Origin of the sequence: Bradyrhizobium sp. BRP19, assembly GCF_020194195.1 — a bacterium.
Taxonomy (GTDB): domain Bacteria; phylum Pseudomonadota; class Alphaproteobacteria; order Rhizobiales; family Xanthobacteraceae; genus Bradyrhizobium; species Bradyrhizobium yuanmingense.
The window spans coordinates 112,360-127,259 of record NZ_JADYVZ010000018.1 but is presented as its reverse complement, the minus strand read 5'-3'; the positions used below and the strand labels follow the sequence as shown (position 1 = coordinate 127,259).

Genomic DNA, 14,900 nt, shown 5'->3' with positions numbered 1-14,900 from the left:
CGCCGCCCCTCCTCCGCCGCCCAATATCCTGCGTAGTTCACCTTGATCGTCTCATAGGCCAGCGCGAGGTCGGACAGCGGCTGGCGTCCGGTCGCGACGCATTCCATGAAGTCCTGGATCTCCTGCAAATAGCCGCGCGTCCATTCCTCCTCGAGGCAGACATATTGCCAGCCGGTTTTGCGGTCGACCTTCTCGGTGATGTAGACGGAAGCGAGCTTCTCCTCGCTGGTCTGATAGCTCATCAGATGATTGTTGGGCGTGATGTTGGCAAACAGCGAGCCGCCGCTCGTATAGGTCTCGATCAGATTGCGCACGCCGCCCATGATCATGTCGCCGGAGAACACCGTCGCCTTGGTGCCGTCCGAGAAAGTGGCGGTGAGCGTGCCCCAGTCCTCGACATCGACGGGATTGGCCTTGATGTAGCTGCGCTCCTCCGGCTTGAGCCCGGCGGTGACGTTGCCGACATCGCCGGTGACGCTGGCCACATGGATGCGCTCGCCGCGCGCCTTGGCTTCGACCTGCTTCAGATACAGCACGGCCGAGAGGGGATGGCAGCCCATGCGGATCAGCGAGCCGCCGCCGGTCATCGCCCATTGCGCGGCATGCGCGGCGTGCGAGCCGGAATGGCTCTCCTCGCCCTTCATGAACAGGATCTTGTCCTTGGTCGCCTTGATGATCTCGGCGGTCTTGGTTACGGCCGGCGCGTAGATCCAGTCCTCGGCATACATGAAGAGCTTGCCCGTGCGCTCGATCGCGGCCCGCGTCCTGTCCATCTCTTCGATCACGCGTTCATACATCAGCGCCTTCGGCACGTGCTTGCCGATCGGCTGCTGATCGCCTTCGCGGCCGAAATAGCCGGCGAACGGCTTTTCGCAGATGACGTGCTTGCCGGACTGCATGGCGGCGACGATCATCTCGGCGTGAAGATTGGGCGGGGTGCAGATGTCGACGACGTCGAGATCGCGGTCGGCGATCAGCTCGGCGAAGCTCCGGTAAACACGCGGGATATTGTGATGCCCGGCAAACGCGACAACCTTGTCGCCGCGGGCAGCAACCGCCGCGACCTCGACGTCAACGCCATAGACGCGCCGGAACGCATACATGTGCAACTCCGACACGAAGCCGCAGCCGACGAGTCCTACCCTGATCCTTGTCATAGCGCCCCCTTTGCATTGGGCGGCACTATAGCGCGCTCGGACGCCTAATCCACCGAGACCTGAACGACGCCCGCGCCCATGATGCATGGACCCGGCAGGGCCATCACACGTTGTTACTGCCGGTGGAACACCAGCGTGCGGACTTCGATGCTCTCGCGGGGCGCAGCATCGGCCGGCGTGGTCGGATCGACGAATGCGGTATGCGGCCCGAAACGGGTCCGGCCGTCGGTTGCGGAATCGTAGCACTTCAGCAGCAGCGCCTCATCCGGCGTCATCTCCGGGAAATAGAACCAGCGGTGGTTCGGATTGTATTTCACCGAATAGGTCTCGCCGCGGCGGTTGGGATAGATCAGGTCGGAAGCGACGAGGTCTTCCGGCTTGACCGTGGTGCCGTCGGCCATGGCGAGCGGTGAATCCCGCAAGGGACCGCCGATCGGCCGCCACAGATTGATCACCTGCACGCGCCCCTTCAGCAGCTCGTCGGCTTCATCAGGCAGATGCTCGCGCACGCGGTTGGCGCCGGAGATTGCCGTCTGGTCGACATGGACGCGCGTGGCCGGCTGACGCGGGCCGCCGTCGCGGATATCCGGCGCGCCTTCGACACGCTTGCGCACGGTGTGGTCGAAGATAACGACGCGGTCGGCCTTCAGCGTCGCGCGCAGGAACGCCTCGACCGCTGGATAGTAGACGCTGCGGATTTCTTCGTCGTTGTAAAAATCCTTCACCTGGGTCGGATGACGCACCAACGCAAAGCCCTCGCGATCCAGCGAGAAGTTCTGCGCGATCAGCCGCGCATCGAAGATCGGCACCTGATGCGGCTCCGGCAGCGAGGTGGTTTTCGGCTCACCCGGCGGCGGATCGAACGCGTAGGTGCGCGGCTTGCCGTCGATCGGTGCGAGATAATTGAGTTCGGCGGTGACGAAGGGAAGCGATTCGATTTTTGTTTCTTGCAGGCCCATGGCCGGTCTCCCGATGTGGTCGTCGGACTGATTTCTGCAGGAGCCCGCCGTGGCGCAAGAGCTGCGGTGCAAATAGCAATACTGCTGTTGTCGGGCGGAGAGAATGCAGAAGGAATATTTCGAAGAAGGCGATTGTGCTGGAACGTGCTCGTCCCGCTTCACGAATGCTTGAGTGACTCGTAAGCTCTCACACCCACAATCGTCATTCCGGGGCGCCCGAAGGGCGAGCCCGGAATCCATCGAGCCGCAATGTCCGTCCAAGAATGGATTCCGGGCTCGCGACTTCGTCGCGCCCCGGAATGACGACGGCCCTGCAGCGCGTCCGGGACACGAGAGTGTGCGTAAAGGCTACAACCCCACCTTCGCGATCGCGTCCGTGAACGAGCGATCGACGATCTCCGCGGCATCCAGCTTCTGCTTGATCAGGCCCCAGCGGAGATAGAGGTCGATCGTCGCCTGCTCGTCTTTGACCACGCCGTCATCGATCGGCGCGATCCTGATCTTGGCGCGTGACAGCCAGTTCTGCGGCACGGCGGTGGGGATGTTCATCAACCTGCCCCAGGTCGCGGCATAGCTGTCGATATTGTTTAGCGACCAGGCCCGCGCCGCCGTGAGGCGGCGGATGAAATCGGTCAGCTCGGCGCGCTTGTCCCTGATCGCGTCGGGCCGCGCTACCTGGAAGCTCAGCCCCGGCGTCAGCCCTTCCGAGGTGATGACGCGCCGCGACTTGAACAGCACCTCCTCCTGGCTCACATACGGCTCCCAGGTCGACCATGCATCGACCGAGCCTTGCGTGTAGGCGATCTTGGCGTCGGACGGCGCCAGGAACGCGATCTGGACGTCGTTCGCGCTCCAGCCGTTCTTCTCCAGCGCAGCAAGGATCAGCTGATGGCCGATCGAGCCGCGGCCGGTCGCGATCTTCTTACCCCGGAGATCGGCAAAGCTCTTGATCGGCGAATTCTCGGGCACGAGCATGGCGAGCCCCTCGCGCGTCTGCCGGATAGCAGCGATCGCCTTCACCGGCGCGCCCGACGCGGCGGCGAAGGTGAAGGGCGCATCGCCAACGAGGCCGGTCTCGATCGCGCCGGCGCTGAGCGCTTCCAGAAGCGGCGCGGCCGCCGGAAACTCCCTCCACTCGATCTTGTAGGGGACGTCCTTGAGCACGCCGGCCGCTTCCATCACGGCCTGCGCATTGCCCTTCTGGTCCCCGACACGGAGCGTGGTTTGCGCAGCTGCGACTTCGAACGAAGCGAACAGCAGCGCGCCGGCCAACATGAGGCGGATCATTCTGCGGCCTCGCCGCGAACGGCCTGGCGCTTGGCGACCAGCTCGCGTGTCAGCGGGATCAGCTCCCGGCCGTATTCGATGCTATCGATCAGCGGATCGAAGCCGCGGATTAGGAAATGGCTGATGCCGAGATCGTAATAGTCACCGAAGACCTCCGCAACCTGCTCGGGCGTGCCGACCAGTGCCGTGGTGTTGCTGTTGGCGCCGGTCAGCTTTGCGATCTCGGTCCAGAGCCGCTTGTCGATGCGGCTGCCCTGATCGGCGAGCGCGAGCAGGCGCCGTGCGCCGGCGGTGGCATGCCCGTCAGCGGGCTTGCGATAGCCGGTCTTGTCCTGGAGCGCGGTGGCGCGCGCGAGAATTTCCTCCGCCTTCTCCCAGGCCTGCTTCTCGGTCGGTGCAATGATCGGCCGCACCGACAGGCTGAAGCGCGGCGTCGGCCGCCCCTGCCGCACCGCGGCGTTGTGCACGCGCGAGGTGATATCGCGCACCTGCGCGTAGGATTCGCCCCACAGCGCAAAGGTGTCGGCATGCTTGCCAGCGACGTCGATCGCCGCATCCGAGGCGCCGCCGAAATAGACGCGGATGCCTTCGGGGCGATACGGCTTCACCTGCGAGAAGGCGTTCTCGACCTGGTAGTACCTGCCCTTGTAGCTGAACGGCTTGTCGCTGCTCCATTGCAGCTTGAGCACGTCGAGGAATTCAGAGGTGCGGGCATAGCGCTCGTCCTTGTCGTCGAGCGTGTTGCCGTCTTGCCGCAGTTCGGTGGCGTTGCCGCCGGTGATGACATGGAGCGCGACGCGGCCGCGGGAAAACTGGTCGAGCACGGCGAACTGCCGCGCCAGCAATGTCGGGGCGGTAAAGCCGGGCCGCTGCGCGATGAGCACGTTGAGCCTCTCGGTGTGATTGAGCACGTGCTGGGCGACCTGGAGCGCATCGGGCGAGGTCGAATGAAACGCCAGCAGCGCGCGGTCGAAGCCGGCATTCTCATGCGCCTTCGCCACCGTCTCGATATGGGTCGGATTGAGCACCGGTCCTTCCCGGACGATGGTCTCGGACGAATTGTTGTTGCTGATGAAGCCGATGAACTCGATCGACATGATCGTCTCCCTGTTGATCCCTAGAGGCCGAGTGCGAGGCGGCCGAGGCCGATGCGCGTGGAATCATCCTGCGGCGTGTGCACGCGGCCGCACAGCACGTCGCGATAATGCCGCTCCAGCGGATTGGCGCGGCTGAGCCCGTGGTTACCGGTCAACGACAGCGCGTCCTCGACGACGGCAACGGCGTTGTTGGTCACGGTCAGCTTGATGACGTTGGATTCACCGGCAGAGAGATCGACGCCATCGTCGAAGTCGCGGGCAGCCGTGTCGATCAAACGTGCGTTGACCGCAAGCCGCGCCTCGATGGCCCCGACGATCTCCTGCGCGCGGGCTAAGGTCGCCAGCGGCGCGCCGAGGCTGGCAGGCACGCGCTGCTTCAGGAAATTGATCAGCCAGTCGCGCGCGGCGCGGGCAACGCCGTCGTAGATCGCGGCGATGAAGACGGTGTGCACAGTCTGCTGCGTAACGTCGAGCGTGCGCCAGTCCGCCGGCTTGCGCAAATCGACCTCGGCATCGAGCGGGACCACGACGTCGTCGAAGATGACGTCGTGGCTGCCGCTGGCGCGCAGGCCGTGATGGTCCCAGGTCTGGACGATGCGCGTGCCCGGCAGGCCCGCCAGCACCAGGAACTGGCCGACGCGCGGCTCCGCCTCGTCGGTGCGCGCCCAGACCAGGTACCATTTCAGGATCGGCGATCCCGTCGAGTAGATCTTGTGGCCGGAGAGGCGCCAGCCGGTTTCGGTGCGCCGCGCGATCGTCGCCGGCAACCCTCCGCGCGCAGGCGAGCCGAGCTCCGGCTCCACGCGCAGGGCGTTGATGAGCGCGATGCCCTCAACACTTTCGCGCGCGAGCTTGCGCGACAGTCGCGCCGGCCAGTTCGGACTGCGCGCCATCTCGAGATGATTGATGTAGTGCATCGACAGCACCAGCGCGGTCGACGGATCGGCCTTGCCGAGAATGCCGAGCACGCGCGCGGCATAGCGCGCGCCGGCACCGGCGCCGCCATGAACCGCCGGCACCGTCAGAGACAGCAAGCCTGCCTCCGAGAGCTCGCGAAAATTCTCGAAGGGAAAGCTGCCGAGCCGGTCGTGCTCGGCCGCGCGCGCCGCAAAGCTTGTGGCAAGCGTCGCTGCGCGGGCGATGTAGTCGGGCTCGCTGTGAGCCGTGCGGCCCTTGGCTATGGAGGTCACCATGTGGCATCTAACCCCAACAGCCCGAGGATCTGGCGACGCAGGTCGGCCAGATACGGATCGCCGCGATGGCGCGGATACGGACGGTCGACGCGGATATCGGCCTTCACCCGCGCGGGACGATCGCTGAACACGATGACGCGGTTGGCGAGCACCAGCGCCTCCTCCGCATCATGCGTCACCAGCAGCGTGGTGAACCCCTTGCGCTGCCAGAGCGCGACGAGCTCGGCCTGCATGGTGATGCGGGTCAGCGAGTCCAGTTTCCCCAGGGGCTCATCCAGGATCAGGATCTTGGGATCGTTGACCAGCGCCCGCGCCAGCGCGACGCGCTGCGCCATGCCGCCGGAGAGCTGGTGCGGATAGGCGTTGCGGAACGGCGAAAGCCCGACGAGGTCAAGCGCGTCATCGACGCGCTGGCGCTGGCTCCTCAAAATGCCCTGGGCCTCAAGGCCCAGGGCGACGTTGTCCCAGACCGACCGCCAGGGAAACAGGGTCGGATCCTGGAACACGACGACGCGCGAGGGATGCGGGTTCCTGATGCGCTCCTCGTCCTCCCGCAGCCTTCCCGCCTTCGGCTTGTCGAGGCCGGCGATCAGCCGCAGCAAGGTCGACTTGCCGCAGCCGGACGGGCCGAGCAGCGCGACGAACTCGCCGGGCTCGACCGAGATGCTGACGTCGCTCAGCACCGGCAGCTCGGTCCCGTCGATGTCGAAGGCGTGGCTGACCTGCTCGATATCGAGCGCGGCGCCGGTGGCCGGATGCGTGACCGCTTCGGCGAGAGCTGTGGCTACCATTTGACGGTCCCCTTCTGCCAGACCAGGAGGCGATCGCGGATCGCAAACAGCAGCGTGATTGCGCCGGAGCAGAGCAGCGACATCACGATCAGCGCTGCATACATGTTGGCGTAGGCGGCCCAGCCCTGCGCCCATTGCAGGTACCAGCCGAGCCCGGCCTTAACGCCGATCATCTCGGCGACGACGAGCACGGCAAAGGACGAGCCGAGCCCCATGAACAGGCCGACGAAGACGTGCGGCAACGCGGCCGGGATCGCGACCTTCAGCACCAGGAACGAAGGCTTTGCCCCCAGCGTGCGCGCGACGTCGTAATAGGCGTTGCTGACGCTCGCGACGCCCGACCAGGTCAGCACGGTAACCGGGAAGCCCGTTGCCAGTGCGATCAGGAAGGTCGAGGCGCTCCAGCTCGACGGAAAGGTGAAGAAGGCGATCGGCAGCCAGGCGGTCGCCGGCAGTGGGCCGATGAAGCGCAGCACCGGATGCACCCAATAACCGACCGCGCGCGACCAGCCGATCGAGACGCCGGTTAGAAAGCCAATCGTGGCGCCGATCAGATAGCCGCCGAGCTGGAGCTTGATCGAGGCAAGGACGCTGTCGAGCAGCTTCGGCAGATCGTCGGTATAGACCTCGATGATCGCCTGCGGCGGCGGGAAGAACGGCAGCGGCAGCCAGGCGAATTTTGCCGTCGCGACCTCCCACACCGTCAGGAACACCCCGAGCGCGACCAGCCATGGCGCGCGCTTGTGCAGCGCCTGTCCTGCCGATCCCAGATAGTCGGCCCCGACGGTGCCGAACAGCGCGAGCGCCGCGATGATGAAGGCGGCGATGCCGAGTGAATGCGTGCGCGACCAATCGCCGACATCCTGCCACCACAGGCAGGACAGGCCGAGGGCGATCCAGGCGACGCTGGCGAGAACGCCGGCGCCGGACTCCCGGATCCAGCTCGCCAGCAGCGGCACGCGCGAGGTGCGCGGCGCGCCCGAGGCAAGGCCGTCAGACAGCGAATACGTCGACATAGATGCGCTCCGCGAATTTGGCGGTGTCGGTGCTCTGCTTGAAGACCTGCACGCTCTTGAGGTCGTCGGCGTAGGCCTTGAGCTCGCGCTTCAAGATCTCGCCGACGGGATGATGATGGTGGGTGTGGTAGCGCACCATGCCCTCGATATCGGCGAGCGTCGCCGCCTTCGGCGCATAGGGCTGGAACGATTTCGCCGCGAGCGTCGCATTCTGCGCGGTGAACATCGCAGCATCGAGCAGCGCCTGGGTGATGGCGCGCGCGACTTGAGGCTCTTCGCGCACGAGCGAGCCGCGCAGGCCGAGGATGCAGCAGCTCTTCTCGCGGTACTCCCCATCGAGATTTGAGGCGACCTCCTTGTACTGTGTGTCCTTGAGCCAGAGATAGGCGAGCGGATCGGACGACAGGAACGCCTGCACCTCGCCCTTCTCCACGGCAACGTTGAGCAGATTGCCGGGATAGGCGCGCCAGTCGACGTCCTTCACCGGATCGATGCCGAGTTTGGCCAATTGGATCGAGAAGAAGTTCTTGTCGGGACCGGCGAGATCGCCGACCGCGACGATCTTGCCCTTGAGGTCGGTCAGCTTCGAGACGCCGGAATCGGTGCGCGACAGCACCCGCATGCAGCCGCCATGGGTGCCCGCGGCGATCTTGACGTCAAAACCCTGCTCCAGGGGCTTCAGCCAGCGCAGCGCCATGCCGAGACCGGCATCGCTTTTGCCTGTCGCGATGGCCTCGAGCAGCTGGTCGGTCGAGCCGGAATAGTTGACGAGCTCGACGTCGAGATTATGCTTCTTGAAGAAGCCGTGCTCGATCGCGACCGGCACCGGCGCGAGGCAGACGGCGCCGGCATTCCACGACAGCTTCAGCTTGCGCGGCGCGCCAGTGAGCGCGGGTGCGTCAGAGGCCGTGCGGCACAGCGGAAACTCGGGGAAGTCGACACCCGGCGCGATGGCGCGCGGTGCGAAGGCCTGCGCACCCAGCGCGCCGAGCGGCGCCGCGAAAGCGGCGGCAAGCCCTGCCTGAAGCATGTGGCGCCGGTCGAGTTTCGATCCGCTGCGCTGGTTGTCGTTGTTCATCAGCCCCTGGCTCCTGCGCTGGCACGGCTCCGCCTCGTGCGCAACGGGTCGCGTTGCGCATGTTCCGTGCGGAGCTGCGTTGAGAGAAAATTGTTCCGTCGGCGCTTCCCGCGCCACGTTGATGCGATGCGCAAATCATGCGGCGCGTTCGCGGCATCGTCAATGAAATGGATTTTCGAATGTTGCGCGCAGGAAAGTCATTTCTCTCCACCCGCGCATGCGGGAGCGATGAAAGGATTTTCGCAGATGCATGGGCGTTCAAGTTCAAGCGCGACGCCCTTGACTGCCGCGTCCTTGTCCAGTTCGGCCGTGCACGCTGTGTATTCTCGAAAGCAGCGCTCCGCTGAAACGTCATTGCCTGAAGCGCGCACAATACGGTTGGCCATTTCATTGACGGCGTACCGCGCGCTCATAGACTTGATCGTGTCGCTGCACCGTTCGCTCACGCATCGTGAGCAACGCAACAAGACGGATCCAATGAGCATCAACTCTCACGACCATTCCATCACACGCCGGCTCGCCACCTCGCTGCTCGCCGCCGCCATCACGCTATCGACCGCTGCCGCATCGCTCGCCGCCGACATTGTCGTGCTGCGCGTCGGCGACCAGAAGGGCGGCAATCGCTCGCTGCTCGAAATCTCCGGCTATGCGAAGGACCTGCCTTACAGAATCGAATGGTCGGAATTCCCCGCGGCCGCGCCGATCCTCGAAGCGCTCAATGCCGGCGCGCTCGACGTCGGCTACACCGGCGATCTCTCGTTCCTCTCGGTCTATGCCGCGGGCGCGCCGATCAAGGCGATCGGCGGCACGCGCTCGGATGCGAAGACGCAGGCTATCCTGGTGCGTCAGGATTCGCCGATCAAATCGGCGGCCGACCTCAAGGGCAAGCGGCTCGCCGGCACACGCGGCGGCTGGGGCCAGTTCCTGATCGATGCGACACTGGAGAAGGCAGCGATCAAGCTGGAGGATGCGACCTTCGCGCCGCTCGGCCCGGTCGATGCCAAGATCGCGCTGCTCGCCGGCTCGATCGACGCCTGGGCGGTGTGGGAGCCCTACGTCTCGTTCGCGACGTTGAAGGACAAGGCTCGCGTCATCGCCAACGGCGAAGGGCTGACGCCGACCATCACCTTCATCGTCGCCTCCGACAACGCCATCGCCACCAAGCGCGCGGCGGTGCAGGATCTGGTGCAGCGCTTGAACAAGGCGCGACTGTGGTCGCTGGACCATGTCGCCGAATACGCCAAGAACACGGCCGAATTGACCAAGCTGCCCGAGGACGTGCTGCTGTCGGCCTACACCGCGCAGCGCACCGGCCCGATCGTGATCGACGAGAACGTGGTCAAGGAGGTGCAGGAAGCCTCCGACCGCGCGACGCGCTACGGCATCCTGCCGAAGAAGCTCGACGTCAGCAAAGCCGTCGACCGCAGATTCACGGCTGCGGCCGCGGGATCGAATTAGGGGACGGCGGGATGCACAGGCTTCACCTCAAGCCCGCCATTGCATCTCGCCGCGATCAGGCTCATGCATGTTGCATGCATGAGCCTGATCGTGTGGCTGTCATTCTAGCCGCGCGGTGCTCACCAATAGGCGCGGTAGTAGGGACGGGGATAGACACCGAACGGGCGGTGATAGACCCGGTACGGCCGATAATAGCCATAGCTGTAATACGGACGGTACGGCCGATAATATCGCGGATAGACCGGTGCGTAGCCGTAGCCGCCGTAATAGGCGGGGGCGTAACCATAGCCGTAGCCCGGATATCCATAGCCGTAGCCGCCATAATAGGGCCGGCCATAATAGCCGTAGCCGTAAGGAGACCCCGCGGCGATGGCGCCGCCGATGAGCGCGCCGGCTGCGAGACCGCCGAGGGCAAAGCCCCAGCCGCTGCCGCGCCAATGCACCGGTGTGACATTGTCACCGGCCGCAGCCTTCATCGTCGCAACGTTGGTCGGCATCGGGGCCGCCGTGGCCTGCCCGATCTGGGCCACCATGACCACCCCGGCCAATGAACAGGCAATCGCCGTCTTCCAGATCCTCATCGTCCTACTCCCTGTCTGACCTTTCGCTTGGAAAAAGGATCGCAGCGTCATGATCGGACATCCTTGCGCCAAGTCAAAGCATTGAATTTCAAAGCCTGGAGTTTGCGTGCACCGCACAAGACGCTTGCCTCCGTTCTGATCAACCGGTGCCCGGCGACGTCATCGCCTGTGACAGCCGCGCGACGGTGGCTGAGGCCCGATCACCCCGGCAAGGCATTAAGCTTCCCGTGCATTCGCAACCAACAACCACCTTCACGATTTACTATTCGTGCCATTACTATCGGTTCCAATGTGCGCGGCCGGGAGGCTTCTCGCGAGCGCCAGAGTTGTGGGAGGATCACATGAGTGCCGCGAGACCCGAGCCGCTTGCCCGTCAGGCGCTGGCGTTTGTCCTGGCCGGAGGACGCGGCAGCCGCCTGCTGGAGCTGACCGACCGCCGCGCCAAGCCGGCGGTCTATTTCGGCGGAAAGTCCCGCATCATCGATTTCGCGCTGTCGAACGCGGTGAACTCCGGCATCCGCCGTATCGCGGTGGCGACCCAATACAAGGCGCACAGCCTGATCCGGCACCTTCAGATGGGCTGGAACTTCTTCCGCCCCGAACGCAACGAGAGTTTTGACATCCTGCCCGCCAGCCAGCGCGTCTCCGAGAGCATGTGGTATGTCGGCACGGCGGACGCGGTGTACCAGAACATCGACATCATCGAATCCCACGCCTGCCGCTTCATCGTCGTGCTGGCCGGAGACCACATCTACAAAATGGACTACGAGGTGATGCTGCGCCAGCACGTCGAGAGCGGCGCCGACGTCACCGTCGGCTGCCTGGAAATGCCGCGGACCGAATCTTCCGGTTTCGGCATCATGCATATCGACGAGAACGGCTGGATCCAGGAGTTCCTGGAGAAGCCGAAGGATCCGCCGCCGATGCCGGGCAAGCCGGACGTCTCGCTCGCCAGCATGGGCATCTACGTGTTCGACGCGAAATTCCTGTTCGATCAGCTCAAGCGCGATGCCGAGGACCCGAACTCGAACCACGATTTCGGCAAGGACATCATTCCCTACCTGGTCAAGAACGGCCGCGCCATGGCGCACCAGTACTCGACCTCCTGCGTCCGCTCGGGCAGCGACACTCGCGCCTATTGGCGCGACGTTGGCACGGTCGACGCCTATTGGGCCGCCAATATCGACCTCACCGACGTGGTGCCCGAGCTCGACCTGTTCGACCGAGCCTGGCCGATCTGGTCCTATGCCGAGATCACGCCGCCGGCGAAATTCGTCCATGACGAGGAGAGCCGGCGCGGCCAGGCGGTGAGCTCGCTGGTCTCCGGCGGCTGCATCATCTCCGGCGCGTCGCTGCGCCGCTCGCTGCTGTTCACCGGCGTGCGCATCAACTCCTACGCCAATGTCGAGAATGCCGTGATCATGCCTTACGTGAGTGTCGGCCGCGGCGCCCGCTTGAGGAACGTCGTGATCGACCGCGGCGTCGAGATCCCGGAAGGGCTCGTCGTCGGCGAGGATCCCGAGTTCGACGGAAAGCGCTTCCGCACCACCGAGCAGGGCATCTCGCTGATCACCCAGCCGATGATCGACAGGCTCAATACATGACGCCTGTTCGCGTCCTCGCGGTCGCCTCTGAAGTCTATCCCCTCGTCAAGACCGGCGGCCTCGCAGACGTCGCCGGCGCGCTCCCGGTTGCGCTGAAGGCCCATGGCGTCGAGATGCGCAGCTTGCTGCCGGGCTATCCCGACGTGATGCGCCTTTTGTCCGGCACAGAGGAACTGCGGCGCTGGCCCGATTATTTCGGCGGCCCCGGCCGGCTGCTGGCGGGCTCGCATGCCGGGCTCGATCTGTTCGTGCTGGACGTGCCGCATCTCTATGCGCGGCCGGGCAACCCCTATGTCACCACTGACGGCGTCGACTGGGCGGACAACGGCGCGCGCTTCGCCGCGCTGTCGCGCGTGGCGGCCGATATCGGCCACGGCCTCGTGCCGGCCTTCGTGCCCGATGTCGTGCATGCCCACGACTGGCAGGCGGGGCTCGCGCCGGCCTATCTGCACTACGACAATCGTCCGCGGCCCGGCACCGTGATGACCATCCACAACATGGCCTACCAGGGCAAGTTCGCCCCTGAGCTGATCGGATCGATCGGCCTGCCCTGGCATGCCTTCAACGTCAACGAACTGGAATATTTCGGCGGCATCAGCTTCTTGAAGGCCGGCTTGCGCCTTGCCGATCGCATCACCACGGTATCGCCGACCTACGCGAAGGAAATCCAGAGCGACGAAGGCGGCATGGGCCTCGGCGGCCTGCTTCGTGAACGATCGAGCGTGCTGAGCGGCATCCTCAACGGCATCGACACCGAGGTCTGGAATCCGCAAACCGATCCCCACATCGCCTACCGCTTCGGCGCGGAAGACCTGACCTTCCGGGCCGCGAACAAGGCGGTGCTGCAGCAGCAGTTCAACCTCGATTCCTCGGACGAAGCGCCGCTGCTCGGCGTCATCAGCCGGCTGTCGTGGCAGAAGGGGCTCGATCTCCTGATGGAGGCCATCCCGACCATCCTGCGCGAAGGCATGCAGCTCGCGCTGCTCGGCAGCGGCGACCGCGATCTGCAGGATGGCTACCAGGCCGCGGCCCGCGCCAATCCGGGCCGGATCGGCGTCGTGATCGGCTATGACGAGATTCTCGCGCATTTGATCCAGGCCGGCTCGGACGCGCTGATTGTGCCGTCCCGCTTCGAGCCGTGCGGCCTGACCCAGCTCTGCGCGCTGCGCTATGGCGCCGTGCCGATCGTCTCGCGCGTCGGCGGCCTCGAAGACACCATCGTCGATATCGGCGAGGCCGACGCGTCCGGCCACGATGCCACCGGCTTCAAATTCGCCCCCGTGACGGCGGATGCCCTCGCCGGCACGCTGCGCAAGGCCAACACCGCCTTCCACGACAAGCTGACCTGGCGCCGCCTGCAACGCAGCGGCCTTGCGACCGACGTCTCCTGGCGTAATCGCGCCGGCGACTATGCCTCGCTGTACCGCGATCTCATGGCGGCGCGCGCGTGAGGCAGAGCCGAATCCATGCTATAGAGCCGACATGGACCCCTTCGCGATCAAGCTGCTCGGCTTTGCCGCCGCCACCTGCACCACCGTCGCCTACGCGCCGCAGTTCATCAAGGTCTGGAAGACCCGCTCGGCGCGCGACATTTCTCTCGGCATGTTTCTGGTCATGATGCTGGGCCTCACGCTCTGGCTCATCTACGGCCTGCTTTCAGGCGATGCCCCCCTGGTCGCGGCGAACGCCGTCACCATGGTTCTCGCCGGCGGCATTCTGGTGATGAAGCTGAGATATGGGTGAGGCTTTCTTCGCCTCTCCCCGCTTGCGGGACGACGGAGAAGAGATCATTACCCAAACACATACGAGGCCATCGCCACATGCGCGACCTCGTCGACGAAGACGCGCCGTCCGACGTCGCTTCCCGCAGCACCGGCCGCCACCATCAGCGGCAGCAGATGGTCCTCGCGCGGATGTGCAAGGCGTGCGCTCGGCGCATTCTCCCAATCGACCAGCATGGCATTGCGGCGCGCCGCATCGGGGTTGCTGATCGCCTCGTTCAGATAGGCCTCGAAATCATACGAGACGGGCTTGGACTCCGGACGGTTGAAGCCGCGCATGTTGTGATAGGTCAGGCCGCTGCCGACGATCAGGATGCCTTCGTCGCGCAAGGATGCGATCGCCTGCCCCACCTTGACGTGCTCGGCCGCGTCATAGCTGGACTTCAGCGACAGCAGCACGATCGGCATGTCGGCATTCGGATACATCAGCCCGAGCGGAACGAACGTGCCGTGATCGAAACCCTGGTCGGGATCTTCGCGGCAATCGAGGCCGGCATGCGTGAGCAGCGCCTTCACTTGCGCGGCAAGCTCGGGCTTGCCCGGCGCCGGATATTTGATGTGGTAGGTATGCTCGGGGAAACCGTAATAATCGTAGACCATCGGTGGATGCGGCGAGGTCGACACCGTGAAGGCGTCGGCTTCCCAATGCCCGGTGATGACCAGCACGGCCTTCGGCCTCTCGGGCAGAAGCTGCGGCAAGTTCGCGAACGCCTCGGCGGTCTTGGCATATTGCACCCGCCTGTCCTCCATGAAGGGCCAGGGGCCGCCGCCATGCGACAGGAACAGGGTCGGAAGTCGCGTCATCGGCTCGTCTCGTTGACAACAGGCACGTGCGAGCGGTCCGCACGATCGGCGATGAGCATAGGCAAAGCGGCATGGTTAGCAAGTCGTTAACGAT

Annotated in this window: 15 protein-coding genes; 4 read left to right on the top strand and 11 right to left on the bottom strand. The window is 65.0% G+C overall.

Features of this window, described 5'->3' with window-relative positions:
• The 9 genes from I6F36_RS33015 to I6F36_RS32975 form a co-directional block, all read right to left on the bottom strand.
• Positions 1-1,157: Gfo/Idh/MocA family protein (locus I6F36_RS33015; RefSeq protein WP_225141640.1), on the bottom strand; the 1,157-nt coding region annotated here is incomplete at its 3' end.
• A 113-nt stretch (positions 1,158-1,270) separates the two neighbouring features.
• Entirely contained in the window at positions 1,271-2,116 is an 846-nt protein-coding gene (locus tag I6F36_RS33010) for a CmcJ/NvfI family oxidoreductase (RefSeq protein WP_225141638.1), read from the bottom strand.
• A 348-nt stretch (positions 2,117-2,464) separates the two neighbouring features.
• Positions 2,465-3,403 (bottom strand): ABC transporter substrate-binding protein, encoded by a 939-nt coding sequence (locus I6F36_RS33005; RefSeq protein ID WP_225172910.1) that lies wholly within the window; start codon positions 3,401-3,403, stop codon positions 2,465-2,467.
• On the bottom strand, positions 3,400-4,500 hold the full coding sequence (locus I6F36_RS33000; protein WP_225141634.1) for an LLM class flavin-dependent oxidoreductase: 1,101 nt from the start codon (positions 4,498-4,500) through the stop codon (positions 3,400-3,402). The genes I6F36_RS33005 and I6F36_RS33000 overlap by 4 nt, the downstream gene beginning before the upstream one ends.
• Before the next feature lie 20 nt (positions 4,501-4,520).
• Complete coding sequence (locus tag I6F36_RS32995) at positions 4,521-5,693, bottom strand: acyl-CoA dehydrogenase family protein (protein WP_225172909.1); 1,173 nt, start codon at positions 5,691-5,693, stop codon at positions 4,521-4,523.
• Positions 5,687-6,484, bottom strand: a complete 798-nt coding sequence (locus I6F36_RS32990) for an ABC transporter ATP-binding protein (RefSeq protein ID WP_036006715.1) — start codon at positions 6,482-6,484, stop codon at positions 5,687-5,689. Before I6F36_RS32990 ends, I6F36_RS32995 begins: the two co-directional genes overlap by 7 nt.
• Positions 6,478-7,500 carry an ABC transporter permease gene (locus I6F36_RS32985; RefSeq protein WP_109144911.1) on the bottom strand — a complete coding sequence of 341 codons (1,023 nt, stop codon included), beginning with the start codon at positions 7,498-7,500 and terminating at the stop codon, positions 6,478-6,480. The genes I6F36_RS32990 and I6F36_RS32985 overlap by 7 nt, the downstream gene beginning before the upstream one ends.
• Complete coding sequence (locus I6F36_RS32980; RefSeq protein WP_225172908.1) at positions 7,478-8,578, bottom strand: ABC transporter substrate-binding protein; 1,101 nt, start codon at positions 8,576-8,578, stop codon at positions 7,478-7,480. The genes I6F36_RS32985 and I6F36_RS32980 overlap by 23 nt, the downstream gene beginning before the upstream one ends.
• A 197-nt stretch (positions 8,579-8,775) precedes the next feature.
• A complete protein-coding gene (locus tag I6F36_RS32975; RefSeq protein ID WP_225172907.1) occupies positions 8,776-8,991 on the bottom strand; it encodes a hypothetical protein in 216 nt (71 codons plus the stop codon).
• Positions 8,992-9,055: 64 nt separating this feature from the next.
• On the opposite strand from I6F36_RS32975, the gene I6F36_RS32970 reads away from it, so the two are divergent.
• Positions 9,056-10,036, top strand: a complete 981-nt coding sequence (locus I6F36_RS32970; protein WP_225172906.1) for an ABC transporter substrate-binding protein — start codon at positions 9,056-9,058, stop codon at positions 10,034-10,036.
• 119 nt (positions 10,037-10,155) lie between these two features.
• Here I6F36_RS32970 and I6F36_RS32965 read toward each other — a convergent pair whose 3' ends face one another.
• The gene (locus tag I6F36_RS32965) at positions 10,156-10,617 is read right to left on the bottom strand and encodes a hypothetical protein (RefSeq protein ID WP_109144913.1); all 462 of its coding nucleotides are present in this window, start codon (positions 10,615-10,617) and stop codon (positions 10,156-10,158) included.
• A gap of 341 nt (positions 10,618-10,958) precedes the next feature.
• Here I6F36_RS32965 and glgC point away from each other — a divergent pair, with 341 nt between their 5' ends.
• Genes glgC through I6F36_RS32950 form a run of 3 tightly spaced genes read left to right on the top strand, consistent with a single transcriptional unit; the run spans position 10,959 to position 13,964 of the window.
• On the top strand, positions 10,959-12,221 hold the full coding sequence (gene glgC / locus I6F36_RS32960; RefSeq protein ID WP_036006706.1) for a glucose-1-phosphate adenylyltransferase: 1,263 nt from the start codon (positions 10,959-10,961) through the stop codon (positions 12,219-12,221).
• Positions 12,218-13,672: a glycogen synthase GlgA gene (gene glgA / locus I6F36_RS32955; protein ID WP_225172905.1), complete on the top strand. Its 1,455-nt coding sequence runs from the start codon at positions 12,218-12,220 to the stop codon at positions 13,670-13,672. Before glgC ends, glgA begins: the two co-directional genes overlap by 4 nt.
• Before the next feature lie 31 nt (positions 13,673-13,703).
• A complete protein-coding gene (locus I6F36_RS32950; RefSeq protein WP_036006700.1) occupies positions 13,704-13,964 on the top strand; it encodes a SemiSWEET transporter in 261 nt (86 codons plus the stop codon).
• Positions 13,965-14,011: 47 nt separating this feature from the next.
• Here the strand turns inward: I6F36_RS32950 and I6F36_RS32945 are convergent, their stop codons facing one another.
• Positions 14,012-14,806, bottom strand: coding sequence for a class III extradiol ring-cleavage dioxygenase (locus I6F36_RS32945; protein WP_036006697.1), 795 nt, complete (start codon positions 14,804-14,806; stop codon positions 14,012-14,014).
• Positions 14,807-14,900 lie beyond the last annotated feature (94 nt).

Excerpts from the sequence above, each read along its gene's own strand:
- I6F36_RS33010 (WP_225141638.1), bottom strand. The coding sequence starts at position 2,116 with ATGGGCCTGCAAGAAACAAAAATCGAATCGCTTCCCTTCGTCACCGCC.
- I6F36_RS33005 (WP_225172910.1), bottom strand. The coding sequence starts at position 3,403 with ATGATCCGCCTCATGTTGGCCGGCGCGCTGCTGTTCGCTTCGTTCGAA.
- I6F36_RS33000 (WP_225141634.1), bottom strand. The coding sequence starts at position 4,500 with ATGTCGATCGAGTTCATCGGCTTCATCAGCAACAACAATTCGTCCGAG.
- I6F36_RS32995 (WP_225172909.1), bottom strand. The coding sequence starts at position 5,693 with ATGGTGACCTCCATAGCCAAGGGCCGCACGGCTCACAGCGAGCCCGAC.
- I6F36_RS32990 (WP_036006715.1), bottom strand. The coding sequence starts at position 6,484 with ATGGTAGCCACAGCTCTCGCCGAAGCGGTCACGCATCCGGCCACCGGC.
- I6F36_RS32985 (WP_109144911.1), bottom strand. The coding sequence starts at position 7,500 with ATGTCGACGTATTCGCTGTCTGACGGCCTTGCCTCGGGCGCGCCGCGC.
- I6F36_RS32980 (WP_225172908.1), bottom strand. The coding sequence starts at position 8,578 with ATGAACAACGACAACCAGCGCAGCGGATCGAAACTCGACCGGCGCCAC.
- I6F36_RS32975 (WP_225172907.1), bottom strand. The coding sequence starts at position 8,991 with ATGAGCGCGCGGTACGCCGTCAATGAAATGGCCAACCGTATTGTGCGC.
- I6F36_RS32970 (WP_225172906.1), top strand. The coding sequence starts at position 9,056 with ATGAGCATCAACTCTCACGACCATTCCATCACACGCCGGCTCGCCACC.
- I6F36_RS32965 (WP_109144913.1), bottom strand. The coding sequence starts at position 10,617 with ATGAGGATCTGGAAGACGGCGATTGCCTGTTCATTGGCCGGGGTGGTC.
- glgC (WP_036006706.1), top strand. The coding sequence starts at position 10,959 with ATGAGTGCCGCGAGACCCGAGCCGCTTGCCCGTCAGGCGCTGGCGTTT.
- glgA (WP_225172905.1), top strand. The coding sequence starts at position 12,218 with ATGACGCCTGTTCGCGTCCTCGCGGTCGCCTCTGAAGTCTATCCCCTC.
- I6F36_RS32950 (WP_036006700.1), top strand. The coding sequence starts at position 13,704 with ATGGACCCCTTCGCGATCAAGCTGCTCGGCTTTGCCGCCGCCACCTGC.
- I6F36_RS32945 (WP_036006697.1), bottom strand. The coding sequence starts at position 14,806 with ATGACGCGACTTCCGACCCTGTTCCTGTCGCATGGCGGCGGCCCCTGG.